The following is a 24,240-nucleotide window of genomic DNA, read 5'->3' as shown; positions in this document are numbered from 1 at the left end:
ACAAATAATGGTATAAAAATAACGTGAATTTTCTTCCTACTTTTAACATAATTATGACAATTTTTACATTCAACAGTATCCTTAATATTCCCTAAACGTTCATGAACTACTTTAAATTCCCATATCTTTCGCTCTCCTAATAATCAGCAATTTTTATTTATAAAAATATAGCATAATTTCACGTAACAGTTTACATGCTAAAGCAGTAGATTGCCCAGACTGATCATATAATGGACATAGTTCATTCATATCAGCTGCAACAATATTTAACACACTAATCTTTTCAATAGCACGTAATAATTCCATAAAGCGAACACCACCTGCTTCTGGTGTTCCTGTTCCAGGAAATTCAGATGGATCTAATACATCTAAATCTAGTGTAAAATAGACTGGTTTTCCCTTTAATTGTTCAATGACATCTTCCAATCCATCAAAATTGAATTTTTGTAAATGTGTGTGTTCTTTTGCCCACTCAAATTCCTCACGTTGTCCACTACGAATACCAAACTGAAAAATGCGTCCATCTCCAAGCATGTCCCAGCAACGCTTAATAACGCTAGCATGTGATTCTTTCACACCTAAATATTCATCACGCAAATCTGTATGTGCATCAAATTGAATAATATGTAAATCAGGATATTTTTCCAACATAACTTTTACTGGACCAGCTGTAATGGAATGTTCCCCACCAATCATTAATGGAAATTTTCCATCATCTACAATTTGTCGCACAGTATCTCCTAACATGTCTAATGTTTTAGAAGTATTACCAAATGGCAATTCAATATCTCCTGCATCAAATACGTTAATATCTTCTAAATCTTTATCTTGATAAGGACTGTATGTTTCAATTCCAAAACTTTCGTTACGAATAGCTGTACTGGCAAATCGCGTTCCCGGTCTAAATGATGTTGTGCTATCATACGGTGCTCCGAAGATAACCATTTTACTTTCTGTATATTCTGCATCGCACCCAATAAAAGTATGCACATTTTTATTCATTATCTAATAACTCCTTTACGTAATTTGGTAATGCAAATGCACCACAATGTAATTCCGTATTATAATATTTTGTTGGTAATTTTAATTGTTTCCATGTATCCACTTGAATGTCTTTAAGTGCATCAAATCGTTTGGAAGCAAATCCAAATAACCAATGTCCCGAAGGATACGTTGGCAAATGAAATTGATACACTTGTGAAACAGGAAATGTTGCTTTTAATTGTGCATGTGCATTGACCATAGCATCTGCATCTTGAGCATAAAAAGGACTTTCATGCTGGTTAATTAAAATACCGTCTGCATTCAATGCATTATAACAATTTCCATAAAATTCTCGTGTAAATAAATCTTCTCCAGGACCGAATGGATCAGTTGAGTCCACAATAATTAAATCATATTCATTTTCAAAACGACGTACAAATTTAAGTCCATCTTCATAATAAATATGTACACGTTCATCATCTAGTTTATGCGCTGTATGTGGCAAATATTGTTTAGAAATCTCTACAACCTCTTGATCAATCTCAACCATGTCAATATGCTCAATTGTATCATACTTCGTCAACTCACGAATAGTACCTCCATCTCCTGCACCAATGACTAACACTCTTTTGATTTGTGGATTGACCGCCATAGGTACATGCGTAATCATTTCGTGATAAATAAATTCATCTTTTTCTGTAACCATCATATACCCATCTAAAGTTAAGAAACGTCCGAACTCTTTTGATTCAAATACGTCAATTTGTTGAAAAGCGCTTTTTTTACTTACTAATTGACGATTGACTTTAATCGAAAATCTCACTTCTGGTGTGTGTTCTTCTGTATACCAAAGTTCCATATTCTTCTCCTTTTCTAATTTCATTCATTATTGGTTTTATTTTAGTTAGATGCATTCATAGTCCTTTACCCATATATCAATCCAGCCCATTACTATTGTGCAAGAATATGATGACAATAAAATCCTGCACACCTCTTTTTTAATCAACCTATTTGATGTGATGTGCATACTAAACAAAATATCTTGCCATATCCATAAGCCTTTTTCAAATCTGGTATTATACTGCCTATCCAATAAAAACTAGATTGATTATATACCACAGACTATTTAAAACCATTACATTTCAACAACATTAATATGCTCCATATTCATATCTTCTGTTCCTGTCAATAAGCAGCCTTTTTCTTTAGCATAACGAATATACTGAACAATTTCTTCTGTTATTTCCTCTCCAGCAGCTAAAACAGGAATTCCTGGTGGGTATGCCATAACAAAATCTCCACTTATTTTTCCAATAGCTTCATCTAAAACATACGATTTTTTCTTAGCATAAAAAGCCGTTTGAGGAGGTAAAACCACTTTTGGTACAATATATTCATGATCAAACATTCCACTAGGATCTTTAGCGTATAATCGTTTAATTTCTTTTAACGCTGAAATTAAACGCTCAATTTCAAGACCTCTATCTCCAGCAGAAATAATCGCTAAAATATTTCCTAAATCACCAAATTCAATTTGAATATTATATTCATCTCGCAAAATATCATATACTTCAATACCTGTTAAACCAATATCACGTGTATAAATAGATAGTTTAGTTGTATCAAAATTATAAACTGTATCTCCATTTACTAATTCATGGCTATATGCATAATATCCACCAATTTTATTAATTTCCTCACGTGCATATTCTGCTAACTCAACTGTCTTACGATAAATCTCTTTTCCGTGTAAAGCTAAATTTTTACGTGTTGCGTCCAAAGATGACATCAATAAATAAGAGGCACTTGTTGTTTGCGTTAAATTAATGACTTGTCGGACATAATCAGCATTAATTCGTTCCCCACTCAATAAAATTGAGCTTTGTGTTAAAGAACCGCCTGTCTTATGCATACTAATGGCAGCCATATCCGCTCCAGCAGCCATAGCTGTAATCGGCATATTTTCACCAAAATAAAAGTGACACCCATGTGCTTCATCAACTAAAACATACATATCATGCTCATGTGCTAGTTTGACAATCTCTTCTAAATGAGAACAAATTCCATAATACGTTGGATTATTAACTAAAATCGCTTTTGCATCAGGGTTATCTAAAATTGCTTGCTTAACTTCTTTAGTAGACATTCCTAATGAAATCCCTAGTCTATCATTCGTTCCTGGATTAATATAAACTGGAATTGCACCACAAATAACCAATGCATTAATCGCACTACGATGCACATTTCTAGGCATAATGATTTTATCCCCTGCTTTACAAGTTGACATAATCATGGCTTGTACTGCACCGGTTGTTCCACTTACCATAAAATAACTTTCATGCCCACCAAAAGCCTGTGCAGCTAATACTTGAGCATCTTTAATCACTGAAGTTGGATGCGCTAAATTATCTAGTGGCTTCATTGAGTTAACGTCTAAAGTCATCACTTTTTCGCCTACAAACTCTCGATATTCCTTATCATTACGTCCCCCTTTATGACCAGGTACATCAAATCTCACTGTTCTTTTTTTAATATGTTTTTTCATGGCATCCACTAATGGTGCATCATGTTGTGTATATTCAACCAATGGTATCCCTCCTTGATAATTAAAAAATATTCATTCCACTAAAAATTTCAGTCATTTCATTTCTCAATGCCTGCTGAATAGTTTCTTGTTTTTTTAATGATAATGATGACACATCTTTTTTAAACAAATAATTTTGTACATCAATATCTTTTAACATCATTTTCGTATGGTAAATGTTTGAACCATACACATTAACATCTACCGTTTCGTAACGTTTTAATGTTTCTTCATCAATAAAATCTTGGATAGTATAAAATCTCTGATCATTAAAATGTTTATTCCCATTCAAGTCACGTGTAAATCCTCGTACACGATAATCCATTGTTATAATATCCGAATCGAAGCTGCCGATTAAATAATTCAACGTTTTTAACGGCGAAATTTCACCACATGTTGACACATCAATATCTACTCGAAACGTTGAAATAGCATTATCTGGGTGATATTCTGGAAATGTATGTACATTTACATGACTTTTATCCAAATGTGCGTGAATAATTTCAGGCACATCTTCTGTTTCAAAAAACAACTTCCCTTGATTGCACGATGGGTCAATATCTTTTTGTGCCAATGCTTCTTCTGCAATTAAAATGTTAACAGAGGCACCTTGTGGATCATAATCTTGCTTAGAAATATTCAGCACACTTGCCCCAATCATTTGAGTAACATCTAATAAAATGTTCGTCAATCTTGTTGAATTATATTGTTCATCAATATATTCTAAATACTCTTTATGTTCTTTTGCAGTTTCTGCATAACAAACATCATAAATGTTAAAACTTAAATTTTTGGTTAAGTTATTAAACCCATACAATTTTAACTTGTCTGCCACGTCAGTACCTCTCTAATTTTATTTATTCTGAGTGTATTATAGCACAACTATCTCAAATAACATACGATAAACACAATTTTTATATAATTTTATTTTTAAATAAAAACTCTTATTGTTTTAACACCTAAATATAGTGCATATTATATCTCATATTGCCAATTCTATTGACAATGATTTATCTTTTTTCTATCTAAACAGCTTGCATAAATGAATGCTACTCTTTAATATCATATCAGACAATAAACATGTTTAATGACTAGATAATTTCTATTAAACATTATATATTAAGTATTTTATACTATTTACATGACACTCTAAAATGAAAAATAAGTACATTTTTATCTGACAAGTCATCAAATCCATTCATTTTTATGTATCCTCATAAATACAAGCCATCACTTTTATACAAAAGTTTTAAATAGTTGACATCAAACTAAAAAAAGCAAGAAAACATATCCAATATTTTCTTGCTTTTTGCTTGTTTATAATATAAATGTTACTCTTTTGTATTGTCAAAAGTTTTATTAAATAATGGGCTAACAGATTTGTTTTCGTGAATGCGTTTAATGGCCTCTCCCATTAATTGACCTACAGACACCGTAACAATTTTATCACTACGTTTTTCTTCTGGTAATTGAATAGAATCTGTGACAATAACTTGTTTAATAACTGATTGATTTAATCGTTCAACTGCTGGACCTGATAAAATAGCGTGTGTACAGCACACATACACTTCTTTTGCCCCACCTACTTCTAATAAGGCTTTTGCGCCCAATGTAATTGTACCTGCTGTGTCAATCATATCATCAATCACAATACATGTTTTGCCTTCAACATTGCCAATAATATTCATAACTTCAGCAACGTTAGCCTTAGGACGTCGTTTATCAATTATAGCTAAAGGTGCATGTAAAAACTCAGCTAATTTTCTAGCACGTGTTACACCACCATGATCTGGAGAAACAACCACAACATCATTAAATGTTTCTGGTCTTTCTAAGAAATAATTCGCCAATAAAGGTGCTCCAAATAAATGATCAACTGGAATATCAAAAAATCCTTGGATTTGTGCTGCATGCAAATCTAAAGTTAAAACTCTATCTGCTCCAGCTTGAACAATCATATTTGCAACCAATTTAGCTGTGATTGGTTCACGAGATTGTGCTTTACGCTCTTGTCTAGCATAACCGTAATACGGCATCACAACATTAATTGTTTTAGCACTCGCTCTTCTTAAAGCATCAATCATAATTAATAATTCCATCAAATTATCATTGACTGGATGTGACGTTGATTGTACAACATACACATGCCCTCCACGAATACTTTCATCAATATTGATTTTAATTTCACCATCACTAAAATGTGAAACTGTAATTTCTCCTAGTTTTACGCCAAGTGACTCTGCAATTTTTTCAGCAAGTGGTCTATTTGAACTCAATGAAAAAATTTTAAAATTCGAATCTGAGCATTGCCCCATTATAAATTCCTCCAAATAGCTATCATTTTTTTATAGTAATATCATACTCCTATTTAGCCTTTTTTTCCAGTCTTTACTGTAAATTTATTAAATTATTTTTTATGAGGTAACTTCTCTACATAATGTAACTTATTTTCTTGTCTACTACGTGCAATCGCTAGTGCATCGTCTGGAACATCTTGCGTAATAGTAGATCCGGCTGCAATAAAAGCTCCATTACCAATGTGAACGGGTGAAACAAGGTTAGCATTGCAGCCAATAAAACTATCTGATCCAATTGTTGAACGATGTTTATTTTTTCCATCATAATTGACAACAATAGTACCACACCCTACATTAATTCTTTCACCTAAAACAGCATCTCCTATATAAGTTAAATGACCCATTTTAGTTTCTGAACCGATTATTGAATTTTTGATTTCCACAAAATTTCCAACATGCACATGACTGCCTAAAACCGAATTAGGACGAATATGTGCCATAGGACCAATATCCACTCCAGAATCAATAGTTGACTGCTCTAAACATGATGAACGTACATTGACCTGATTGCCAATAATCGTATCAACAATTTCAGATCCCATTCCGATAAAACATTGTTTTCCAATAATACTCTTTCCTTTTATCAACACATTAGGTTCAATAATAGTATCTTCACCAATAACGACATCACTATCAATGTAAGTTGAACTTGGGTCAATCAAACTCACACCTTGTTGCATATGGTACGTGTTAATGCGTTGTCGCATTAAGCGCTCAGCTTGTGCTAATGCTACTCTATCATTAACGCCTAAACTTTCTTCAATATCTTTCATTTGGAAAGCAGACACTGTATGCCCCTCTTGTTTAAGAATTTCAATGACATCTGGTAAATAATACTCCCCTTGAGCATTATCATTCGTTACTTTTTCTAGTGTTTCAAACAATGCTTCATTATCGAAAACATAGGTTCCTGTATTAATTTCTTGAATGAGTAATTCTTCTTGATTAGCATCTTTATGCTCTACAATTTTTTCAACAAATCCCTCTTGATTGCGAACTACTCTACCATATCCACTAGGATTATTTGCATAAGCCGTTAAAATGGTTGCTTTAGCGCCACTCTCTTGGTGATGTGTCATGACCGATTGAATGGTTTCCTCTGTAATTAATGGAGTATCTCCACAAATCACAAGTGTTGTCCCTTTTTTATCTCCTAGAAGTGATTTAGCTTGTTTTACTGCATGCCCTGTTCCTAATTGTTCCGTTTGTAAAGCATATTCAGAACGTTCTTGCAATAGTTCTTGTACTGCATCTGCTCCACAGCCAACAATCGTCACAATATTATCCATGCCTACTTTTTCAACATGGCTAATAACATGCTCAACCATCGCTTTTCCACATACTTTATGCATGACTTTATATAAGGATGACTTCATTCGTGTCCCCTTACCTGCCGCCAATATAATCGCATAGTTTCCCATGATGTAACTCCTCTCCTATCTTTAATCCTTTGTTAACTTTTTAAGTAACAAAAAAACAGTACACATAGTATACTGTTTTTTACACGTTTATTCAAGTTTATACACGCACTTGTTTATCAAAAACAATAATCTGTGCATGACGTGCGTCCGCTATAAAATCATACGTATGAGATGACGTTGTCACTCCACCTACAAAAACTAAACCATATTCTGAATGCATTTGTGCATGCATATCAATCCATGTTCCAACAATATTTTCATACTCTTCAACACATTGACAAGCATTAGCTAATGTCTGTTTGCATAAACGTTGAATTTTAACATGGTCATAATGCTTATACGCAAGTACCCCACAAGCTAATGTACTTGCACCAATTATCCATTTTGTAATTGTCTTCAAATGAACACACCTCTAATCTCGTGTACGTCCAAAAATACGTAGCACAGATAAGAATAAGTTGATAAAATCTAAGTATAACTCTAATGCACATCCAATAGATAAGCTAGTATGTACAGAAGGAACGCCTTCAAAATATAAATAAATGGATTTAATTTTTTGCATATCATACATTGTCAGTCCAATGAAAATAATCATTGTTAAAATGGACAACACTAATCCCATTCCACTACTTCTAAAAAATAGTATATTCAATACTGATACTACAATAACACCTATTAAAACCGGAAATAGAAAATGACCTAATTTTGTTAAATCTTTTGATGTTGAGTATCCATACAAACATAAAATAGCAAATAAAGCTGCTGTAGAAACGAATGCTTGTATAATAGACTGGCTTGTATAAACTAATGCAACAACAGAAAATGTCACACCTGTAAGCATGGAATACAGAATAAATTTAAACATATATGACCCTGTATTTTCAAGTTTTGCTGGATCAATACGTAAACCATACGCTAAGACAAGTTGTGCAATAATTAATCCAAAGTAAGCTAGCCGATTAGACACAATCATATACAATAATTCGCGTGTATTTAATAAAATATATGCACTAAGTGCACTAATCAACAATCCACCAATCATCCATGAAAAAGATTTTGCAATAAAACGATTAATTCCTCTTTGTTGTTCAACTGAATAAACAGTATTATTCATAAAATAACCTCTTTTCTTATTTTTTTATATTATAGCACACTTTTCATATAGATACATTAAAATAATTCTTTTTCTAAACGCCTTTATGTTTTGCCACAAATTGTGCTTCAACTCGATAAATTCTCTGTCCTCTTGAGGAAAATTTTTCCTCATATTCTGTCATAATATTTCCTTGGAAATCACTCTGATGTAAGTCTAACCACACTTGTTTTAAAAGCATACCATACTGTGAAAAACTCGTTAAAGAATATTCAAATAGTCCTTGGTTATCTGTCTTAAAATGAATTTCACCATTTGGAACAAGTACTGTTTCATCGCTTTTTAAAAAAGAAGAATATGTCAGCCGTCTTTTTTCATGTTTTTTCTTTGGCCAAGGATCAGAAAAATTCAAATAAATCCGATGAACTTCCTCTTTTTCAAAAAATTCTGTAATATCTCCACCATTAACATGTAATAACTGTAAATTGTCTAAAGGTTGCTCAATTAGCTTATCTAAAGCAACAACAACCACACTTGTTTGAATCTCAATACCTATATAATTAATATGCGGATTTGCTTTAGCCATTCCTGTAATGAACTGCCCTTTTCCCATTCCAATTTCAATATGAATTGGGTTATTATTTCCAAAACGCTCACTCCAACGTCCTCTCCACTGCTCTGGTTGACTAACAACATATTGTGGATAGGCAGCTATTTTTTCTTTAGCCCATGGTTTATTTCTTAATCTCATATCTTCTCCTTATGTATATAGTATACTGGTGCCAGCAAAGTATACTAGCACCAGTTTTTTATAATAATCTCTGTTTACCTAACAACTCTTTCATCAATAAAATACTTCGATTCATTTGATGATAACGTCCTTGGAATTGACTTTTCTTGACATCCATTAAACAATAGTATAATGCATACCATTCCAAACGTCTTAAAATATTTTGGTCAACATCAATGCCATAAACATCTAACCACATCAACCAATCTTTTCTATCGACATATTGACACAATAAAGATGCAATATCTGAAATAGGATCAGCAATTTTTACCATTTCCCAATCCACTAAATAAAGACGACCTTGTTTTTCTAACAAGAAATTCCGATGATTTAAATCACCATGACAAACGGTCTTAGGACTATTCTCAATATGTGGTGCCACACGTTTTAAATAATCCAGCACTTGTGCCAAAAAACTATGCGTTTTTAGATCATGTTGTAAATCTTGTTCGTACACATGTAAAAAATCTATTGGAAAATAAATATCACCTTTCATACGATATAGCATGCTTAACAGCGGTTTAGATAAATGAATATATCTCACTAATTCTAAGACATCATATTCAACCATTTCACAAGTTTCTAATAATCTTGCATCAATCCAAGTCTGTGCCGTCAATACTTCACCATGTACTGTTCGTTTTGTCCACAGCATCTTAGGTGCAATACCCTCTGTTGATACAGCTGCTAAAAATGGCGTCGTATTCCGTTTTAAAAAGATATGTTCCTGATCTTTGACACCCATATAGGCTTGTCCTGTTTCACCACCTAAAGGATGTAACTCCCATTCTGTATCCATTTTACACCTGTTCTTTCTACACTCATTCATTTTGTTCAGTGATATTTACCACTACAGTCTTACATTTTATCAATTTTTTGCTTAATATACAATGGTAAAATGATATAAATAAATAATAATGTGCCAAACACGCTAATCAAAACATGTATATCCCTTATGATGATAAAAAGAAAAACATGGCTTATAATTGTTTGTACACTTAAAATCCGCTTTAAGCTACTCAAAAAAGCACTCTTTTTTGCCTCTGAGCGCATCGGCCATCCAAGTAAATGCATGACATCTTGATAATGCACATATAAAGGTAATAATTGGAAAGCAGTTATGTAGGCAGTCGCTACACCAATACCTAGTTTTACTAAATCATTCGGTAAAAAAAGCATAAATACAATAGAAATTAGACTTAACCTAATGCTTAATCCTAAATAATGAGATGCACGTAAAAATAAACGTTCCATAATATACGTATGCATATTAGCCGTTTTAGATAAACATGCATTCAAATATTTTCTAGGCTTATACTTTTCATGATAAATAGGCACATCAACAAAAAGCTGAATAAAACGAAAAACACTATTTTGCCGTTTTAATTCATAAGATAACATCTTCTCCCATTGATAAACGCCTTGTCGACAAGTATAGTGAGTGAAAAATACTCCTAGTAGACTCAAGGCTATTGCCAAAATCATTGATACATAAAACGCAAATGCAAAAACCAACACACTATAGAATAATATCCCACAGGTCACATACCGATGTTTTAAACGTGATGATTTAAATGCATAATGGATTGCAGTAAACTGTATCCATTTTAAACTAAACATAATCATAAATAGACAATAATATAATGGAATGTTCAATGCAACAATTAAAGGATAACTGAGTATCACTAAACTGATATACCATACACTCGGTATAATCATACTATACCATTTTGCCTGGGTCATATAAACATCCCACTGACTTTCCATTACACTTAAAAAATGAGTATCTGCCGGTTTCAACAATGTGGCTAAACGTCCAAATAATACACTTACTGAAAATAGACCTACTAAACCTAATGTCATTAATGGGTGATGCAATACTTCAGCTGTCACATGAAGCACAAAATGTGCATAAGCTATCATTAAAAAACCAAGACAAATAAACAAAACAATAACAAAATGATCGTTAAAAATATATTTCATATATTTTAGCATAGCTTGTATATGCGTTTTTTGCCGAGTTTTCCATAAATCTTTCAGCATAACTACACCGCCAATTCTGCCATGCAAATATAGATATCATCTAAAGTAGCCTCTGGCATATTAAATTGTTGACGTAATTGCTCTAAATTTCCCTCTGCTCGAATCGTTCCTTCATGCATTAAAATAAATCGATCACATTTTCTTTCAGCAGTAGATAATACATGTGTTGACATTAAAATACCTGATCCTTTTTGCTTTTTATCTTCTATCATCACTAAAAAATCTCTAATCGCAAGTGGATCTAAACCTAAAAAAGGCTCATCAATAATATACAAACTAGCTTCAAGCATAAACGCACAAATAATCATAACCTTTTGCTTCATGCCTTTGGAAAAATAAGCTGGGGACCAATCCAGTTTATCCCATAAATGAAATGTTTTCAAAAAAGGCTCTGCATTTTTCAAACCTTCTTCAACACTCATGTGATGTGCTAGGGCATTTAATTCAATATGTTCTTTTAATGTTAACTCATGATATAGTAAAGGTGTTTCAGGGATATAAGCAATATGTTGACGGTAATCATCAAGCTGCTGCCCTAAAGGAATATGATTAACTGTTATTTGTCCAGAATGTGGCATCATCATTCCCATAATATGTTTTAGCGTTGTACTTTTTCCTGCACCATTCAATCCAATTAGTGCAACCAATTCTCCACTGTTCACGCTCATACTTATATCTTTTATTACTGGCATCAATGTATATCCACCAGTGACATGTTCAATATTTAATACCATGATTTTCTCCTTAATCACTTCTTACCAAAATATGTTACAACATCTTGTTGAGATACGAGTTAAAAATGCTCTTTACAAAAAGAGTACCCTCCTTCTATAAAAAGCATGTTTACATATTTTATAAAGACAATAACCAACCTACTGCTGCACTTATTGCAGAATCTACAAGTCCAAAGAAAATGGCTAAGACCACAATGCTAGATACAACTGTCCAAGTCATTGCTGCTAAAACTTTTCCTTTTGGCCAAGTTACTTGTTTCATTTCAGAAAATACGCTTTTTAAAAACTTCATTTATTTCGTCTCCTTATGTAAAGTGTGCTTTGCACAATAACGGCAGAATTTTTTTATTTCTAAACGCACTGTTTTTCCCTTTTCAGTAGGAGTCACAGTATAATTGCGTTGTCCGCACGTTGTACATGCTAAGCCTGTCTTTTTTTGTACCATAGTTTACACTCATCTCTAAAGTAATTTATATCATTACCATGATACGCATTTACATGCAATAAGTCAACTAAAATATACAAAAAATAACTAATCTCTTCTAATGGTTTCCACAATGGCACCCATTAGCTTGTTTTGGCATATATTTTTCTATATCCTCTTTTTTATCAAGACAATTAGGACACAACCCTACAATTTCAAAATGATGCCCTAAAAAAATATATCCGGGCAGTTGCTTTTCAAATACATCCATAGGGCAGACTTCAATTTCAGTAATTTTTTGACAATTTTTACAAATAAAATGATGGTGGTGTACATGATCTAAACAATGCATGACGAAAACTTTTTCTCCATCTCTTTGGCTCATTTCTAATATGCCTTGTTCAACAAATGTATATAAATTACGATATACTGTATCATAACTTAACCCTTTATACGTGTCTTTCAACGCATCTTGCACGTCTTTAGCGGATACAAAACGTTCAGATTTAGCAATAACTTCTAGCATCGCTTGACGCTTAGGGGTATTTTTATACCCATGTTCTTTCATTAACTGAATCGCTCTTTCTACACTTTCCATAATTATCCTCCAATAATATCCTCCAACAGATTGGGATTAAATTGTCTATTCAATAACATAGCTATTTCATGCTTATATGGGGCACGTGTATTTTTCTTATCCTCATCAATTTGAACATAGGGTGTTTCCAAAATTTTAGGCAAGTGGCGCAATTGTGGATGATGTACAATATAATTTAACGCATCAAAACCTATTTCACCAAATCCAATATTGGCATGACGGTCTTTTTTAGCTCCTTGCGGATTTTTTGAGTCATTGACATGAATAACTTTTAAGCGGTCTAACCCAATAATCTTATCAAACTCATTCAATACACCGTCAAAATCTTCTTTAATGGCATACCCTGCATCATGAGTATGGCAAGTATCTAATGTAACAGACAATTTGTCATGACAAGATACACCTTCAATAATTTGTGCTAGTTCTTCAAAACTACGTCCAATCTCAGTTCCTTTTCCAGCCATTGTTTCGAGTGCAATTTGAGGAATTTGTTTAGAATCTAATGCCTCATTCAATCCTTCTACTAAACGAGCGATAGCTAATGTACTTCCTGCACCAACATGTGCACCAGGATGCATTGTAATTTGAGTAGCCCCCAAAGCTTCAGCACGTTTAATTTCTTCACGTAAAAATTCAATAGCAAATTCAAAATGATCTGCTTTAATCGTATTAGCAAGATTAATGATATATGGTGCATGTACCACAATATGTGATATACCATATTCCTTTAAAGCAAGTGTTCCTTTTTCAATATTTAATTCTTCAATAGGTTTTCGTCTAGTATTTTGTGGTGCTCCCGTATAAATCATCATTGTATTTGCACCATAGGAATGTGCTTCTTTAGCTGATGCTAATAACATCTCTTTCCCATTCATTGACACATGTGATCCTAATAAAATCATATTATTCCTCCAAATTATTATTCCTATTGAGTATAGCACAATGTTAAAAAAACATTTACTATTATGCCTATTTTTAAACGCGTTAATGTTAACAATGTGTTTATTGTATCCAATCAAGATATTCTTAACTAGGTATTTTAACAAACTTAATCAATTGATTTTCCAATCAAATAGACTTATCTTAAATGGTAGACACCCTCCATTCAAAACTTAGAACAGTGTTTGTATCTATCTAATTAGACTCTTAGATAAAAAGGTGTGCAACAAATCATGTTCACGAACAAAAACGTTCAACCATACTTATCTTTTCATTGCTAGAATGGCTGCACTGATCAACATCATTTGATAAAAAACAAAATAAAATGATAAATATATATTATCAATACACAACGTTTCTATAAGGCATAATTTTACTACTTTATTTATTATCAAAGGACTAGGAAAAAAGTCTTAAAAATAAAAAAACAGCTTATAATGACGTCATCAGAAACGTTGATTCTAAGCTGTTTTCAATTTTTTAAATGGTAATCGAAAGGCTAAAATTTTAGTTTTTTCCCAGTTCCTTCAAAAATTTTATCATGTTTATTTAGACGTTAAACGAATAAATTCATCAATTTGTTGTTCTATTTGTTTTAATCCAGTTGACCAAAATGCTTTAGTAGTCACATCAACTCCCATTGTTTTAGCTGTATCTTCAACACTTGTCACTGTTGTTTCACGTAACATTGCTTGATACTTTTCAACAAATCCTTCTGTTTTTTGTTTATACATAGCATACAATCCTTTAGAAAACAATCCTCCAAATGCATATGGGAAATTATAGAAGCTAAAATGTGTGTCATAATAGTGTGGTTTACATGCCCACATAAATGGATGCAAGGCATTCTCGTCTAATCCATCTCCATAGGCCTCTTTTTGTGCATGAAGCATCAGAGCTTCTAAATCTTTAGAGAATAAAAATTTATCTTTACGTTGTTCAAACACAGCACTTTCAAATAGGAAACGAGAATAAATATCTACGATAATTTGTGTAGTATCTTGTAACTCAGACTCAATTAAACTAACTTTTTCCTCATCACTTGCCTCTGACATAATACTATTCATAATCAATGCTTCATTGAATGTAGATGCAGTTTCTGCAACTGGCATTGAATACTCCCAATTTAATGGCAAATGACTTTCAATATGCAATCCATGATACGCATGACCTAACTCATGTGCCGTTGTCACGATATTACTTAAGCTGCCATCAAAATTCAACATAATACGTGATTGATTAATATAGGGTAAATTATGGCAAAATGCTCCTCCAACTTTTCCTTTTCTAGGGTATACATCAATATAATGATTTTCAAAAAATTCATCAGTCATTTTAGCTAAATCGTCTGAAAATTTCGCAAAATGTTTAACCAAATATGCTCGTGTTTCTTCAATCGTTAATTTTTTGTCATTCCCTTGCCCAATTGGTGCAAATAAATCATAAAATGGCAGCCCGTTTTCATGACCGAGTAAACGTGCTTTATGTTTTAAATAACGTCTAAAACTTGGTAAAAAATCTTTTATAGCGTCTAATAAGGCATTTAAAGTTCCTCTACTCATACGAGAAATACTTAAAGCATGCTCTAAAGCACTCTCGTATCCTTTTAAGCGTGTCACATCATTCACTTGAGATTTAATATTATTTAATGAAAAAGCAACGGGTTCTTTAATGGTACGATACATATTTAACTCGGTTTCATAAGCAGCTTTTCTTACTTTAGCATCTGGATCATACGCTAAATTACGAATTTCGCTTAATGTCACACTTTCTCCATTAAATAGTGTTTCAACTGTCGATGTTAAATACTCTTGCATTTGTCCCCAAGCACTACCTGCACTCATATTCATAATTGCAATAACTTCTTCAACATCATCTGATAAAATATGTGAGTATTCTTCTTTAGCTTGTTTAAAGAAAAATGCATATTGTGCCAAATGTTCATCTTGCATGATGTCTGTTTGAATGCTTCCAATAAATTTTGACACTTTAGCAATAACTTTAGCGTATTCTGAATATATTTTTTGAATTTTTGTATTTGCTTGTAAACTTTTTTCATCAGTTGTATTAACAGCTAATTGTAATTGTGAAAATGAGAAAAGACGGCTTACTAAAACAGATTGTCTTTCTAATAATGTAATCACTTGACGAATTGTTGTTATATTATCTTCTAACTCAAGAGTTTCTAAATGTTTATAAACTTGAATTAATTCAGTTATATCTTGTTGATATTCTTGACTTTCATACGATGGGTATAATTCTTTTAAAGACCATTCTCCACTCATAAAAAAATCCTCCTTTTTTGTATGTTTTTTCCTATTATACCATGAAATTATGCATCAACCAAATTATCTAAATACTCTTTAAAATAATGTGGTAGCTCACTTGTAAATAACACATTCTGCTGTGTTCGTGGATGAATAAACCCTAATGTTTTAGCATGTAAATATTGACCCATTGATTTATCATCAGCGTGGTGACTATAAACTAAATCGCCTACTAATTCATGCCCAATAAATTGCATGTGTACTCTAATTTGGTGTGTTCTACCTGTTTCTAATCTTAAAGACACTAATGTATGGTGTGCATAACGTTGTAACACAGTAAAATGTGTAATGGCATCTTTCCCCTCTTTTTGTACGCTCCATTTTAATCTATCGTATTTATCTCTAGCAAGCGGAGCATGAATAGTACCATTATCCTCTTCAATAACACCATGCACTAAAGCAATATATTCTCTTGTCATACTATGTTGTTGCAATTGTTCAGATAGTAGCTGATGTGCTTTATTATGTTTGGCAACAACTAATAACCCTGAAGTATCCTTATCAATACGATGCACAATCCCCGGTCTTACCTCACCTGTTCCACTAGATAGATCTTTAATATGATACAGTAAGGCATTGACTAATGTTCCTGTTTCGTGATTAACAGACGGATGCACAACCATACCACTCACTTTATTAACAATTACAATATCCTCATCTTCAAAAATAATATCTAGTGGTAAATTTTCAGGAATAACATCTAGCTCTTCTTTTTCAGGAATTGTCACATCAATCTTGTCCCTACATTTAACTTTATAGTTTGCTTTAACTATTACCTCATTAACTTGAACGTATTCTTTTTTCAATAATACTTGAATTTGAGAACGGCTCATCTCCAAACATTCTTGTAATACCTTGTCAATACGTCCTGTTTGTTCATCTATTATAAAATGATATTTAGTCATGTTTTCTCTCCAATACTAATGTTTCAAGCAACATTAATGCCACACCACATGTTAAAAACATATCTGCAACATTAAAAATTGGGAAACGGATAAAATCAAGTTGGAACATATCCACAACATAACCAAGGTACACTCTATCAATAAAATTCCCTAAAGCTCCAGCAATAATACACACATAAGCAATACGACTAACAACACTTTTTTCATCTTTATGGAACCACCATGCAAAACCAACAATGAATAAAACTGTAATCACATAAAACAACATACGATTGCCCGATAAAATGCCCCATGCTGCTCCGTCATTTCGAGTATAGAATAATGACAATATGCCATCAATAACAGATATTCCTGTATGCAAATCGAATTGATTCACAACCCATAGTTTAACAAGTTGATCAAGCAATACACACAATACAATACTTATATAAATAATTATCATTTTTCTTTCTCCTAACATTCTTCCATTTGAGCAATCCAATATTCAATTTTTTCAAACCATTCTCTTTGATACTCTATATCCTCGTGAGCATTACGTTTCATTAATGTCCGCACAAAAATATCATAATGTTCAAATAATACTTCTGGAAATGGATATAAAATTGAAAAATAGAGCAATGTATTTTTTATTAACATCTCTTTAATGTGTTCATCTTGCACAACTTCTTCAATATACTTTAGACATGCTTGATATAACGCATGATCCATCACTGGACTTAATTGATTCACATCAAGCTCAACAGTTTGCCCAAACCATGTCATGTTAAAATGTTGTAGTACTTTTTTTTCTATGCTAATTTCTAATAAATACGTCTTTAAAATAGGATGCAATGCAGAATGTAATAAAGTATGAACACTTTGAGAATATAAAGCATCGTCCAAATGATTTAGTAACGGAATAATGTGTTGCTGCTGATAAAACGATAGATTTTCTACGTGATTAATTTGTGTTAATACATCTTTAATTTGTTTTTCTTTATCCCGTTGATAAGCTTGCTCTTGTTGCTCTAATTTATCTAATAATCCATTTAATTCTTCAACAATTACACTATTACCTTGATACCTATCAATTCTATGATGAATAAGCAATTTTGCCTTATCTAATGCCCATAATTCAATCAATAACCGAATATATAACACATCAAGTTCAGGTGTTGTTTCAACAAAATCAATCTGTGGAAATGTTTTCTCAAAAAAACGTTCTGCTCTATCTAGTTCATACAATTCAAGCAATAAAGTGATATATAGAGGATATAATGTGTCATCTTTTTCAATTGCTAATGCTTTTTCCATATACTGCACTGCTTCAGGAAGATGCCAAGATGCATAAGCCTCAACTGCTTGCTTTAAAAACATCTCTTTATTTTTAGGAAAATACGTTATATTAGTCATCTTACAACACCATTCAAATATGGATTAGTTTTCTTTTCAAAAGCAATTGTTGTTGGTTCTCCATGACCAGCAAAAATTTGAGTATCATCTGGTAACGTGAGTAAATGCTGACGAATACCTTGCATCAATTCTGTATGCGTACTACTCCCTGGTAAATCTGTTCGCCCACACCCACCTTTAAATAACGTGTCTCCAACAATAGCAAATTGGTCTTGCTCAAATAAATACACCGTACTTCCAGGAGAATGACCGGGAACATGTTCAATCCTAAACGTAAATGTTCCAACTTGTGCTTGTCCCATTGTTTCCCATAATTTATCAGCTGGTTGAATAGATACAAGATTTGGAAAATGACGTCCAGATAAATTTAACTCTGGATTCATTAAAAATTCTTTTTCAATTGCATTAACATAAACCGGAATGTCATATTCTTGTCTTAATACATCAACAGCTCCAATATGATCATAATGAGCATGTGTCAATAAAATCGCTACTGGGTTAAATCCATGTGTTTCAATGGTTTGTTTTAATTGTTCAGCATCATTTCCAGGATCAAAAATTAGCGTATCTTGATTATCTTGAACAACAAAATATGTATTTTCACGGATTTCTCCTGTCTTTACACAAAATAATTGCATGAACTCACCTCTTTACATTGATAAACTTGTAAATGAATAAGGCACTAAGTCTTGTAATTCTAAACTTAAAATCTCTCCTAATCCATTCAATAAATATACAGGCATAGTCGGTAAACAAAATTCAACCAAGGCTTGTCTGCAAATATTACAAGGTGGCAAAAAATCTTCTGTTTTCCCTGCAATCGCAATAGCCATTAAGTCACCTTTCCTATATCCCATTGAAGCACCAGCAAATAAAGCACTTCTTTCTGCACAACTCGTTGCTCCAAAAGATACATTTTCTATATTTGCTCCTGTGATTACTCTACCGTCACGGTACAAAATAGCTGCACCTACCGGAAATTTTGAATATGGGCAATATGCATGTTTTAACGCTTCTTTTGCCTGCTCCATTAACGCCTCTTTAGTTATCATATTTCCACCTATCTTTCTTTTCTTTATTATATCATAGATTATTTATGATTATATCGTTCATATCATTTTTCTTTAAATCCTTTGTCTGTGACATAACCATCAATAGACCAAATCCCAATTTTTTGTGCTTTTGCTTGTTTTTGATGTTCTTGAAGTTGTGATAAATACTGCTCTTTTCCTTTATAGTAGGCTACTCTTGCTAAACCTTCTTTAACTAAAATATCTTGGAGTAACTCACCGTCTACAAAAACATAAGCCAACAAACGATTATATCTATCTCGCTCTCTTCCTTTTTCATAACTCACCGAAATTGTTTTTGCTTGTTTTAATAATGTTTCTACACGTTGACTAGCTTCTTTCCCATAAGGTTGTACAGGCGTATTTGGCTTAACACTTTCCGGAGTATCAATTAATAAAAAACGTACACGTTCTATTTTTCCATCAACAGTAAATTGTGCAGTATCTCCATCAATTGTTTTTACTAAACTAACTATTTCACCTATGACATGTTGTTGCTCAGTTTGTGGTGTACACGCTACACAAAATAACGTTAAACACAGGATAATCCACTTTTTCATGCCCAAACTCCTTTTTCAATTATTTATATTTATTCTAGAATACATATTTTAGCATATTCTGCAAAAAAATTGTATAATAGCACTAATCATAAAAAATATCGTACCATGATAGATGGTGTTTACGTATTGCACATGTCCATTTTAATTGTTTATCTATGATAGATATTTTTATGCTATTTAAAATAAACACCATAACTAAACTACATGCTCTATTTTTATGATACCATATTAAAAAATTTAAGGAGGAACTTATGCATCAAAAAGAATTAGAATTTAGAGCATATTTAAAAGAAATTGCTATGTTCAATGAAGCAACAGCTTTATTTGGTTGGGATACACAAACTGGCATGCCAAGAGATGCCGTTGACTTTCGTGCAGAAGTATCCAGTTATTTTTCAGGAAAAGCCTTCGAAATGTCTATTTCAGCAAAAATGGAAGAATTTTTAACTTACTTTTCACAACATTCAGACATATTATCTCAAGACGGGTTACTGATCTACAAAGAAGTCAAAAAAGAGTTTGATTTAAATCGAAACATTCCTATTGATCGCTATACTGCTTACATCAAATGTCTAGGTAAAGCAGATGAAACATGGCATGAAGGACGTAAAACAAAAAGTTTTGAACCATTTAAACAATCTCTTGAAGAAATTGTTCAATTTTTAAAAGAATTTATTCCACTACAAAGAAAAGATGAAGCAACACCTTATGATGTGTTGTTAAATCAATATGAACCTGGAATGACTGTTGAAAAGCTTGATAGTCTTTTTTCAGAATTACGTGATGGATTAATGGCTATCCGACAAACTTTAACAGAAAAAGGAACTGTACCACAAACAGACTTTCTTTCTCGCTATGTACCAAAATCACAACAGCATAAATTGGTTACAGAACTAGCTAAACGTATTGACTACAATTTTGATAAAGGACGCTTAGACGATACCACACATCCTTTTATGCAAAACTTAAATCGTAATGATGCTAGAATTACAACACGTTGGAATGAACATGACTTTAAAATGGCAACATTTGGCGTTATTCACGAAGCTGGACACGGCATTTACGAACAAAATATTGATGCACGCTTTGACTACACACCTCTTGCTACAGGAACAAGTATGGGCATGCATGAATCACAATCCCTATTTTATGAAATTATCGTAGGAAGCCATAAAGAATTCTGGAAAAATAACTTTTCGTTATTCCAAGAGGCAACCGAAGGTACTTTCAAAGATATTGATTTTGATACATTCTATAAAGGTTTACATAAATCTGAACCGTCATTCATCCGTATTGAAGCCGATACATTGACATATCCATTACATATCATTATTCGCTACGAAATTGAGAAAATGATTTTCAACGAAGATTTACCAGTCAGCGAATTACCTCGTGTATGGAATGAAAAATATCAAGAATATTTAGGCATTACTCCTGAAAATGACTTAGAAGGTGTATTGCAAGATGTTCACTGGAGTGCAGGTCTATTTGGCTACTTCCCATCTTATGCATTAGGCTATATGTATGCCGCTCAGTTGTATCATACAATGGAAAAAACGTTAGACTTTACAGAAGAATTTGCTAAAGACAATTATCGCAAAATCCGTGAATGGTTAAGCGCACATATTCATCAATATGGTTCTTCCAAAAAACCAAATGAATTAATTTTAGAAGCTACAGGAGAAGCACTATCTCCACGTTACTTATTAGATATTCAGCAAAAACGTTATTTTGATATTTATGGAATCGACTAAATATTATAAAAAACAGTGTGAAATCACTATTGATTTCGCACTGTTTTTGTTAATTTTATAAATATACGTCATATAGTTTTTCAGCGTAAGAAATAAGAAAAGAGTAGGCAACGATTATCGGTAAATATTTATTATAAATTCTCTTACAATAATCTTAAATATCATATTAACTCTTAATTTAATCATTATTATTAAATTTTAATATCTTAAGCAATTTTTTCCGAAAAAAGATAAATTTAGTGAAATTTGCTACTCTATCACAAATCAATATGTTATAATATATTCATTATAATAAAAGGAGATAGGGAATATGAAACAGCCAGATAATAAGCCTTAAAACATAATTTATACATTTTATTACAATTATATTTATTGATATATGTTAAAAATAAAAATTAGGAGAACAACATAATGAAAAAAACAGTACTTTTATTAACAGGAATAGTTTTAGTTGGTTGTGGAACAGGAAGTAAATCTGACGAATCTAAAGCAAATACGTCAAATACATCTAATACAATAAACACAAAAAACAACACAACATCAATGGCTAAAGAATCCTCAACGACTACAAAATCCGCTAAAACTGGTCAATCTGGCACAGCGACCTTTAAAAACCCAAGTGTTGGCGATACATTAATTTATAAATTTACTTACGAAAATAATGTTATCAAAAAAATGACAACAATTACTTCTCAAGAACTTCCAGAAGAAGTCATTAGTAATCTACCTGAAGGACAAAAAGATGCCTTTTTCACACAATACGTCAATGCATTTAAATCTCAAACGCCTATTCCTAATTCTAAAGTCGAAACAAAACTTGAAGGAAACATACTAACTTTGAGTACAACTGTTGACTTTGATTTATCTGTCTACGCTGCATTTGCTCAAAAAGTAGGCAATTTAACAGATGCTCAAAAAAATCAGGCAGATGCAAGCCAATACATTACAATAGAATTAATGGAAGAACAATTAAAAGCATCTGGTTTTGAACGAATTGACTAGTTTTAAATATTAGCTAAACAATCACGTTTAATCTAGAAAACTATATTATAAACTAGGAAAAGAGAAAAACTATCAACTAAATTTAAAAGGCTTTAAATAAGGTACTCCCTTTAGGTTAAAGCCTTTTTAATCTTTTAAAATATTTGCATTTTTATAAAGATACTAAACAGAGTTAATCGCTTTGAGAAATCTATAGTATCAAACACATTAACTCTTATCTTTATGTGATAAAAGTATAAAATATTCCAATTTAATCAGACGTTGTAAATATGATTGATTGACGTTTAATAAATACTATTTTTATGCATCGCAACCATTTCCTTAAAAGATTACTTTAATATTATTAACATACTTTTGAACTATCTCATAATTGATTTCCGTAAAAATTGCACTACATGTATTTATTTACACATCTTAAATTTAATGCTTGCTATATATATTTTACACATCAAAATCTATAATCTTTCCCTTTAATCTTTTATTTAACTAAATGCGAATTGTTAATTCAATTTGGTAAATTATTTTAATGAATAGCAACATATTTTGTAAAATAATATCATTTAAACTTCTCGACTTTATTATCTATCCATAATATATCAGTATACAATGAAACGCATACCAATAAATGATTTAAAATTTTAATCTAAAAGCTATTTTTCAAATAAAAGCGGATTTTATAGTATGTTATACATCACTTACCATATTAAAATAAATAACTAAGTAATAATATAATATTTTAACATGACATAAAAACAAATAACTTAATAAAACAAACCATTTGCTCACAACACATCAAAAAAGACATCAATTCTTTTTATTATAGAATTGTATTTTTTATATCACTATTATTTTCTAGTCACAAAAAATGACTATGCTTTTATCCACATATCATCTCAATCAATCCTATTTGACATAAAGCCAAAATTAAAAAAGTCACTCACTTGTGAGCAACTTTTTTAGGCTCTTCGTCAAATTATGTTGGTAAGTAAAAATTCCAGCAAATATTAAGTTGTTTTTTCTTAATAGGGCTAATTGTTTCTTTTCGAATCGGTATGCAGTTGTCAAGGTTTATAGCGTGAGCGTGCCTTGACAATAAGCATACTGATTTGATAGACTTTTCAGCCCATATTAAGATTGTTTAAATAATTTTTCTTGCACTAAAAATACTCGAGTTCGTAAATATGTAAAATATTTAAACCCATAACTCATGCGATTTAATAATTTTATTTTTCGATTTATCCCCTCAATAACACCGTTAGAATA

Annotated in this window: 26 protein-coding genes; 2 read left to right on the top strand and 24 right to left on the bottom strand. The window is 31.9% G+C overall.

Features of this window, described 5'->3' with window-relative positions:
• Positions 1–153: 153 nt before the first annotated feature.
• The 23 genes from speB to E4T68_RS01190 form a co-directional block, all read right to left on the bottom strand.
• A complete protein-coding gene (gene speB, locus E4T68_RS01300; protein WP_135123347.1) occupies positions 154–1,002 on the bottom strand; it encodes an agmatinase in 849 nt (282 codons plus the stop codon).
• Positions 995–1,843, bottom strand: coding sequence for a polyamine aminopropyltransferase (speE, locus tag E4T68_RS01295; protein ID WP_135123345.1), 849 nt, complete (start codon positions 1,841–1,843; stop codon positions 995–997). The genes speB and speE overlap by 8 nt, the downstream gene beginning before the upstream one ends.
• Before the next feature lie 276 nt (positions 1,844–2,119).
• Entirely contained in the window at positions 2,120–3,571 is a 1,452-nt protein-coding gene (locus E4T68_RS01290) for an aminotransferase class I/II-fold pyridoxal phosphate-dependent enzyme (RefSeq protein ID WP_209305045.1), read from the bottom strand.
• Between the two features lie 19 nt (positions 3,572–3,590).
• Positions 3,591–4,403, bottom strand: a complete 813-nt coding sequence (gene speD, locus E4T68_RS01285; RefSeq protein ID WP_135123343.1) for an adenosylmethionine decarboxylase — start codon at positions 4,401–4,403, stop codon at positions 3,591–3,593.
• Between the two features lie 496 nt (positions 4,404–4,899).
• Positions 4,900–5,883, bottom strand: a complete 984-nt coding sequence (locus E4T68_RS01280) for a ribose-phosphate diphosphokinase (RefSeq protein WP_135123341.1) — start codon at positions 5,881–5,883, stop codon at positions 4,900–4,902.
• 92 nt (positions 5,884–5,975) lie between these two features.
• A complete protein-coding gene (gene glmU, locus E4T68_RS01275) occupies positions 5,976–7,349 on the bottom strand; it encodes a bifunctional UDP-N-acetylglucosamine diphosphorylase/glucosamine-1-phosphate N-acetyltransferase GlmU (RefSeq protein WP_135123339.1) in 1,374 nt (457 codons plus the stop codon).
• Between the two features lie 94 nt (positions 7,350–7,443).
• The gene (locus tag E4T68_RS01270) at positions 7,444–7,746 is read right to left on the bottom strand and encodes a hypothetical protein (RefSeq protein ID WP_135123338.1); all 303 of its coding nucleotides are present in this window, start codon (positions 7,744–7,746) and stop codon (positions 7,444–7,446) included.
• A 12-nt stretch (positions 7,747–7,758) separates the two neighbouring features.
• Positions 7,759–8,460: a Bax inhibitor-1/YccA family protein gene (locus E4T68_RS01265; RefSeq protein WP_135123336.1), complete on the bottom strand. Its 702-nt coding sequence runs from the start codon at positions 8,458–8,460 to the stop codon at positions 7,759–7,761.
• A 73-nt stretch (positions 8,461–8,533) separates the two neighbouring features.
• Positions 8,534–9,190 (bottom strand): tRNA (guanosine(46)-N7)-methyltransferase TrmB, encoded by a 657-nt coding sequence (trmB, locus tag E4T68_RS01260; protein ID WP_135123334.1) that lies wholly within the window; start codon positions 9,188–9,190, stop codon positions 8,534–8,536.
• Positions 9,191–9,248: 58 nt separating this feature from the next.
• Positions 9,249–10,028, bottom strand: a complete 780-nt coding sequence (locus E4T68_RS01255; protein WP_135123332.1) for a phosphotransferase family protein — start codon at positions 10,026–10,028, stop codon at positions 9,249–9,251.
• Between the two features lie 59 nt (positions 10,029–10,087).
• Positions 10,088–11,272, bottom strand: coding sequence for an ABC transporter permease (locus tag E4T68_RS01250; protein ID WP_135123330.1), 1,185 nt, complete (start codon positions 11,270–11,272; stop codon positions 10,088–10,090).
• Positions 11,273–11,274: 2 nt separating this feature from the next.
• Positions 11,275–12,006, bottom strand: coding sequence for an ABC transporter ATP-binding protein (locus E4T68_RS01245; protein ID WP_135123328.1), 732 nt, complete (start codon positions 12,004–12,006; stop codon positions 11,275–11,277).
• 118 nt (positions 12,007–12,124) lie between these two features.
• Complete coding sequence (secE, locus tag E4T68_RS01240) at positions 12,125–12,298, bottom strand: preprotein translocase subunit SecE (RefSeq protein ID WP_135123326.1); 174 nt, start codon at positions 12,296–12,298, stop codon at positions 12,125–12,127.
• Positions 12,299–12,451: a 50S ribosomal protein L33 gene (gene rpmG, locus E4T68_RS01235; RefSeq protein ID WP_135123324.1), complete on the bottom strand. Its 153-nt coding sequence runs from the start codon at positions 12,449–12,451 to the stop codon at positions 12,299–12,301.
• A 97-nt stretch (positions 12,452–12,548) separates the two neighbouring features.
• Positions 12,549–13,028 (bottom strand): Fur family transcriptional regulator, encoded by a 480-nt coding sequence (locus tag E4T68_RS01230; protein WP_135123322.1) that lies wholly within the window; start codon positions 13,026–13,028, stop codon positions 12,549–12,551.
• A 2-nt stretch (positions 13,029–13,030) separates the two neighbouring features.
• The gene (locus tag E4T68_RS01225) at positions 13,031–13,927 is read right to left on the bottom strand and encodes a deoxyribonuclease IV (RefSeq protein WP_135123410.1); all 897 of its coding nucleotides are present in this window, start codon (positions 13,925–13,927) and stop codon (positions 13,031–13,033) included.
• Between the two features lie 585 nt (positions 13,928–14,512).
• On the bottom strand, positions 14,513–16,252 hold the full coding sequence (locus E4T68_RS01220) for a M3 family oligoendopeptidase (RefSeq protein ID WP_135123320.1): 1,740 nt from the start codon (positions 16,250–16,252) through the stop codon (positions 14,513–14,515).
• Between the two features lie 47 nt (positions 16,253–16,299).
• A complete protein-coding gene (locus tag E4T68_RS01215; RefSeq protein ID WP_135123318.1) occupies positions 16,300–17,199 on the bottom strand; it encodes an RluA family pseudouridine synthase in 900 nt (299 codons plus the stop codon).
• Positions 17,192–17,641: a signal peptidase II gene (lspA, locus tag E4T68_RS01210; RefSeq protein ID WP_135123316.1), complete on the bottom strand. Its 450-nt coding sequence runs from the start codon at positions 17,639–17,641 to the stop codon at positions 17,192–17,194. Before lspA ends, E4T68_RS01215 begins: the two co-directional genes overlap by 8 nt.
• Before the next feature lie 11 nt (positions 17,642–17,652).
• Complete coding sequence (locus E4T68_RS01205) at positions 17,653–18,591, bottom strand: hypothetical protein (RefSeq protein WP_135123314.1); 939 nt, start codon at positions 18,589–18,591, stop codon at positions 17,653–17,655.
• Positions 18,588–19,229 carry an MBL fold metallo-hydrolase gene (locus tag E4T68_RS01200; RefSeq protein WP_135123312.1) on the bottom strand — a complete coding sequence of 214 codons (642 nt, stop codon included), beginning with the start codon at positions 19,227–19,229 and terminating at the stop codon, positions 18,588–18,590. The genes E4T68_RS01205 and E4T68_RS01200 overlap by 4 nt, the downstream gene beginning before the upstream one ends.
• Before the next feature lie 12 nt (positions 19,230–19,241).
• Positions 19,242–19,643: a cytidine deaminase gene (locus E4T68_RS01195; RefSeq protein WP_135123310.1), complete on the bottom strand. Its 402-nt coding sequence runs from the start codon at positions 19,641–19,643 to the stop codon at positions 19,242–19,244.
• 62 nt (positions 19,644–19,705) lie between these two features.
• Positions 19,706–20,221: a thermonuclease family protein gene (locus tag E4T68_RS01190; RefSeq protein WP_135123308.1), complete on the bottom strand. Its 516-nt coding sequence runs from the start codon at positions 20,219–20,221 to the stop codon at positions 19,706–19,708.
• 251 nt (positions 20,222–20,472) lie between these two features.
• Here E4T68_RS01190 and E4T68_RS01185 point away from each other — a divergent pair, with 251 nt between their 5' ends.
• Positions 20,473–21,975, top strand: coding sequence for a carboxypeptidase M32 (locus tag E4T68_RS01185; RefSeq protein WP_135123306.1), 1,503 nt, complete (start codon positions 20,473–20,475; stop codon positions 21,973–21,975).
• Between the two features lie 411 nt (positions 21,976–22,386).
• Positions 22,387–22,977 carry a hypothetical protein gene (locus E4T68_RS01180; RefSeq protein WP_135123304.1) on the top strand — a complete coding sequence of 197 codons (591 nt, stop codon included), beginning with the start codon at positions 22,387–22,389 and terminating at the stop codon, positions 22,975–22,977.
• A gap of 1,128 nt (positions 22,978–24,105) precedes the next feature.
• On the opposite strand, the gene E4T68_RS01175 is transcribed toward E4T68_RS01180, so the two are convergent.
• The coding region (locus E4T68_RS01175) for a transposase (protein WP_167753761.1) at positions 24,106–24,240 on the bottom strand (135 nt) is incomplete at its 5' end.

Source organism: Granulicatella sp. WM01, from assembly GCF_004570605.1.
GTDB lineage: Bacteria > Bacillota > Bacilli > Lactobacillales > Aerococcaceae > WM01.
This window is presented reverse-complemented; position numbering and strand designations above follow the sequence as displayed.

Coding starts and splice junctions, on each gene's coding strand:
- speB (WP_135123347.1), bottom strand. CDS start 1,002: ATGAATAAAAATGTGCATACTTTTATTGGGTGCGATGCAGAATATACA.
- speE (WP_135123345.1), bottom strand. CDS start 1,843: ATGGAACTTTGGTATACAGAAGAACACACACCAGAAGTGAGATTTTCG.
- E4T68_RS01280 (WP_135123341.1), bottom strand. CDS start 5,883: ATGGGGCAATGCTCAGATTCGAATTTTAAAATTTTTTCATTGAGTTCA.
- E4T68_RS01265 (WP_135123336.1), bottom strand. CDS start 8,460: ATGAATAATACTGTTTATTCAGTTGAACAACAAAGAGGAATTAATCGT.
- trmB (WP_135123334.1), bottom strand. CDS start 9,190: ATGAGATTAAGAAATAAACCATGGGCTAAAGAAAAAATAGCTGCCTAT.
- E4T68_RS01255 (WP_135123332.1), bottom strand. CDS start 10,028: ATGGATACAGAATGGGAGTTACATCCTTTAGGTGGTGAAACAGGACAA.
- E4T68_RS01250 (WP_135123330.1), bottom strand. CDS start 11,272: ATGCTGAAAGATTTATGGAAAACTCGGCAAAAAACGCATATACAAGCT.
- E4T68_RS01245 (WP_135123328.1), bottom strand. CDS start 12,006: ATGGTATTAAATATTGAACATGTCACTGGTGGATATACATTGATGCCA.
- secE (WP_135123326.1), bottom strand. CDS start 12,298: ATGAAGTTTTTAAAAAGCGTATTTTCTGAAATGAAACAAGTAACTTGG.
- rpmG (WP_135123324.1), bottom strand. CDS start 12,451: ATGGTACAAAAAAAGACAGGCTTAGCATGTACAACGTGCGGACAACGC.
- E4T68_RS01230 (WP_135123322.1), bottom strand. CDS start 13,028: ATGGAAAGTGTAGAAAGAGCGATTCAGTTAATGAAAGAACATGGGTAT.
- E4T68_RS01220 (WP_135123320.1), bottom strand. CDS start 16,252: ATGAGTGGAGAATGGTCTTTAAAAGAATTATACCCATCGTATGAAAGT.
- E4T68_RS01215 (WP_135123318.1), bottom strand. CDS start 17,199: ATGACTAAATATCATTTTATAATAGATGAACAAACAGGACGTATTGAC.
- lspA (WP_135123316.1), bottom strand. CDS start 17,641: ATGATAATTATTTATATAAGTATTGTATTGTGTGTATTGCTTGATCAA.
- E4T68_RS01205 (WP_135123314.1), bottom strand. CDS start 18,591: ATGACTAATATAACGTATTTTCCTAAAAATAAAGAGATGTTTTTAAAG.
- E4T68_RS01200 (WP_135123312.1), bottom strand. CDS start 19,229: ATGCAATTATTTTGTGTAAAGACAGGAGAAATCCGTGAAAATACATAT.
- E4T68_RS01195 (WP_135123310.1), bottom strand. CDS start 19,643: ATGATAACTAAAGAGGCGTTAATGGAGCAGGCAAAAGAAGCGTTAAAA.
- E4T68_RS01190 (WP_135123308.1), bottom strand. CDS start 20,221: ATGAAAAAGTGGATTATCCTGTGTTTAACGTTATTTTGTGTAGCGTGT.
- E4T68_RS01185 (WP_135123306.1), top strand. CDS start 20,473: ATGCATCAAAAAGAATTAGAATTTAGAGCATATTTAAAAGAAATTGCT.
- E4T68_RS01180 (WP_135123304.1), top strand. CDS start 22,387: ATGAAAAAAACAGTACTTTTATTAACAGGAATAGTTTTAGTTGGTTGT.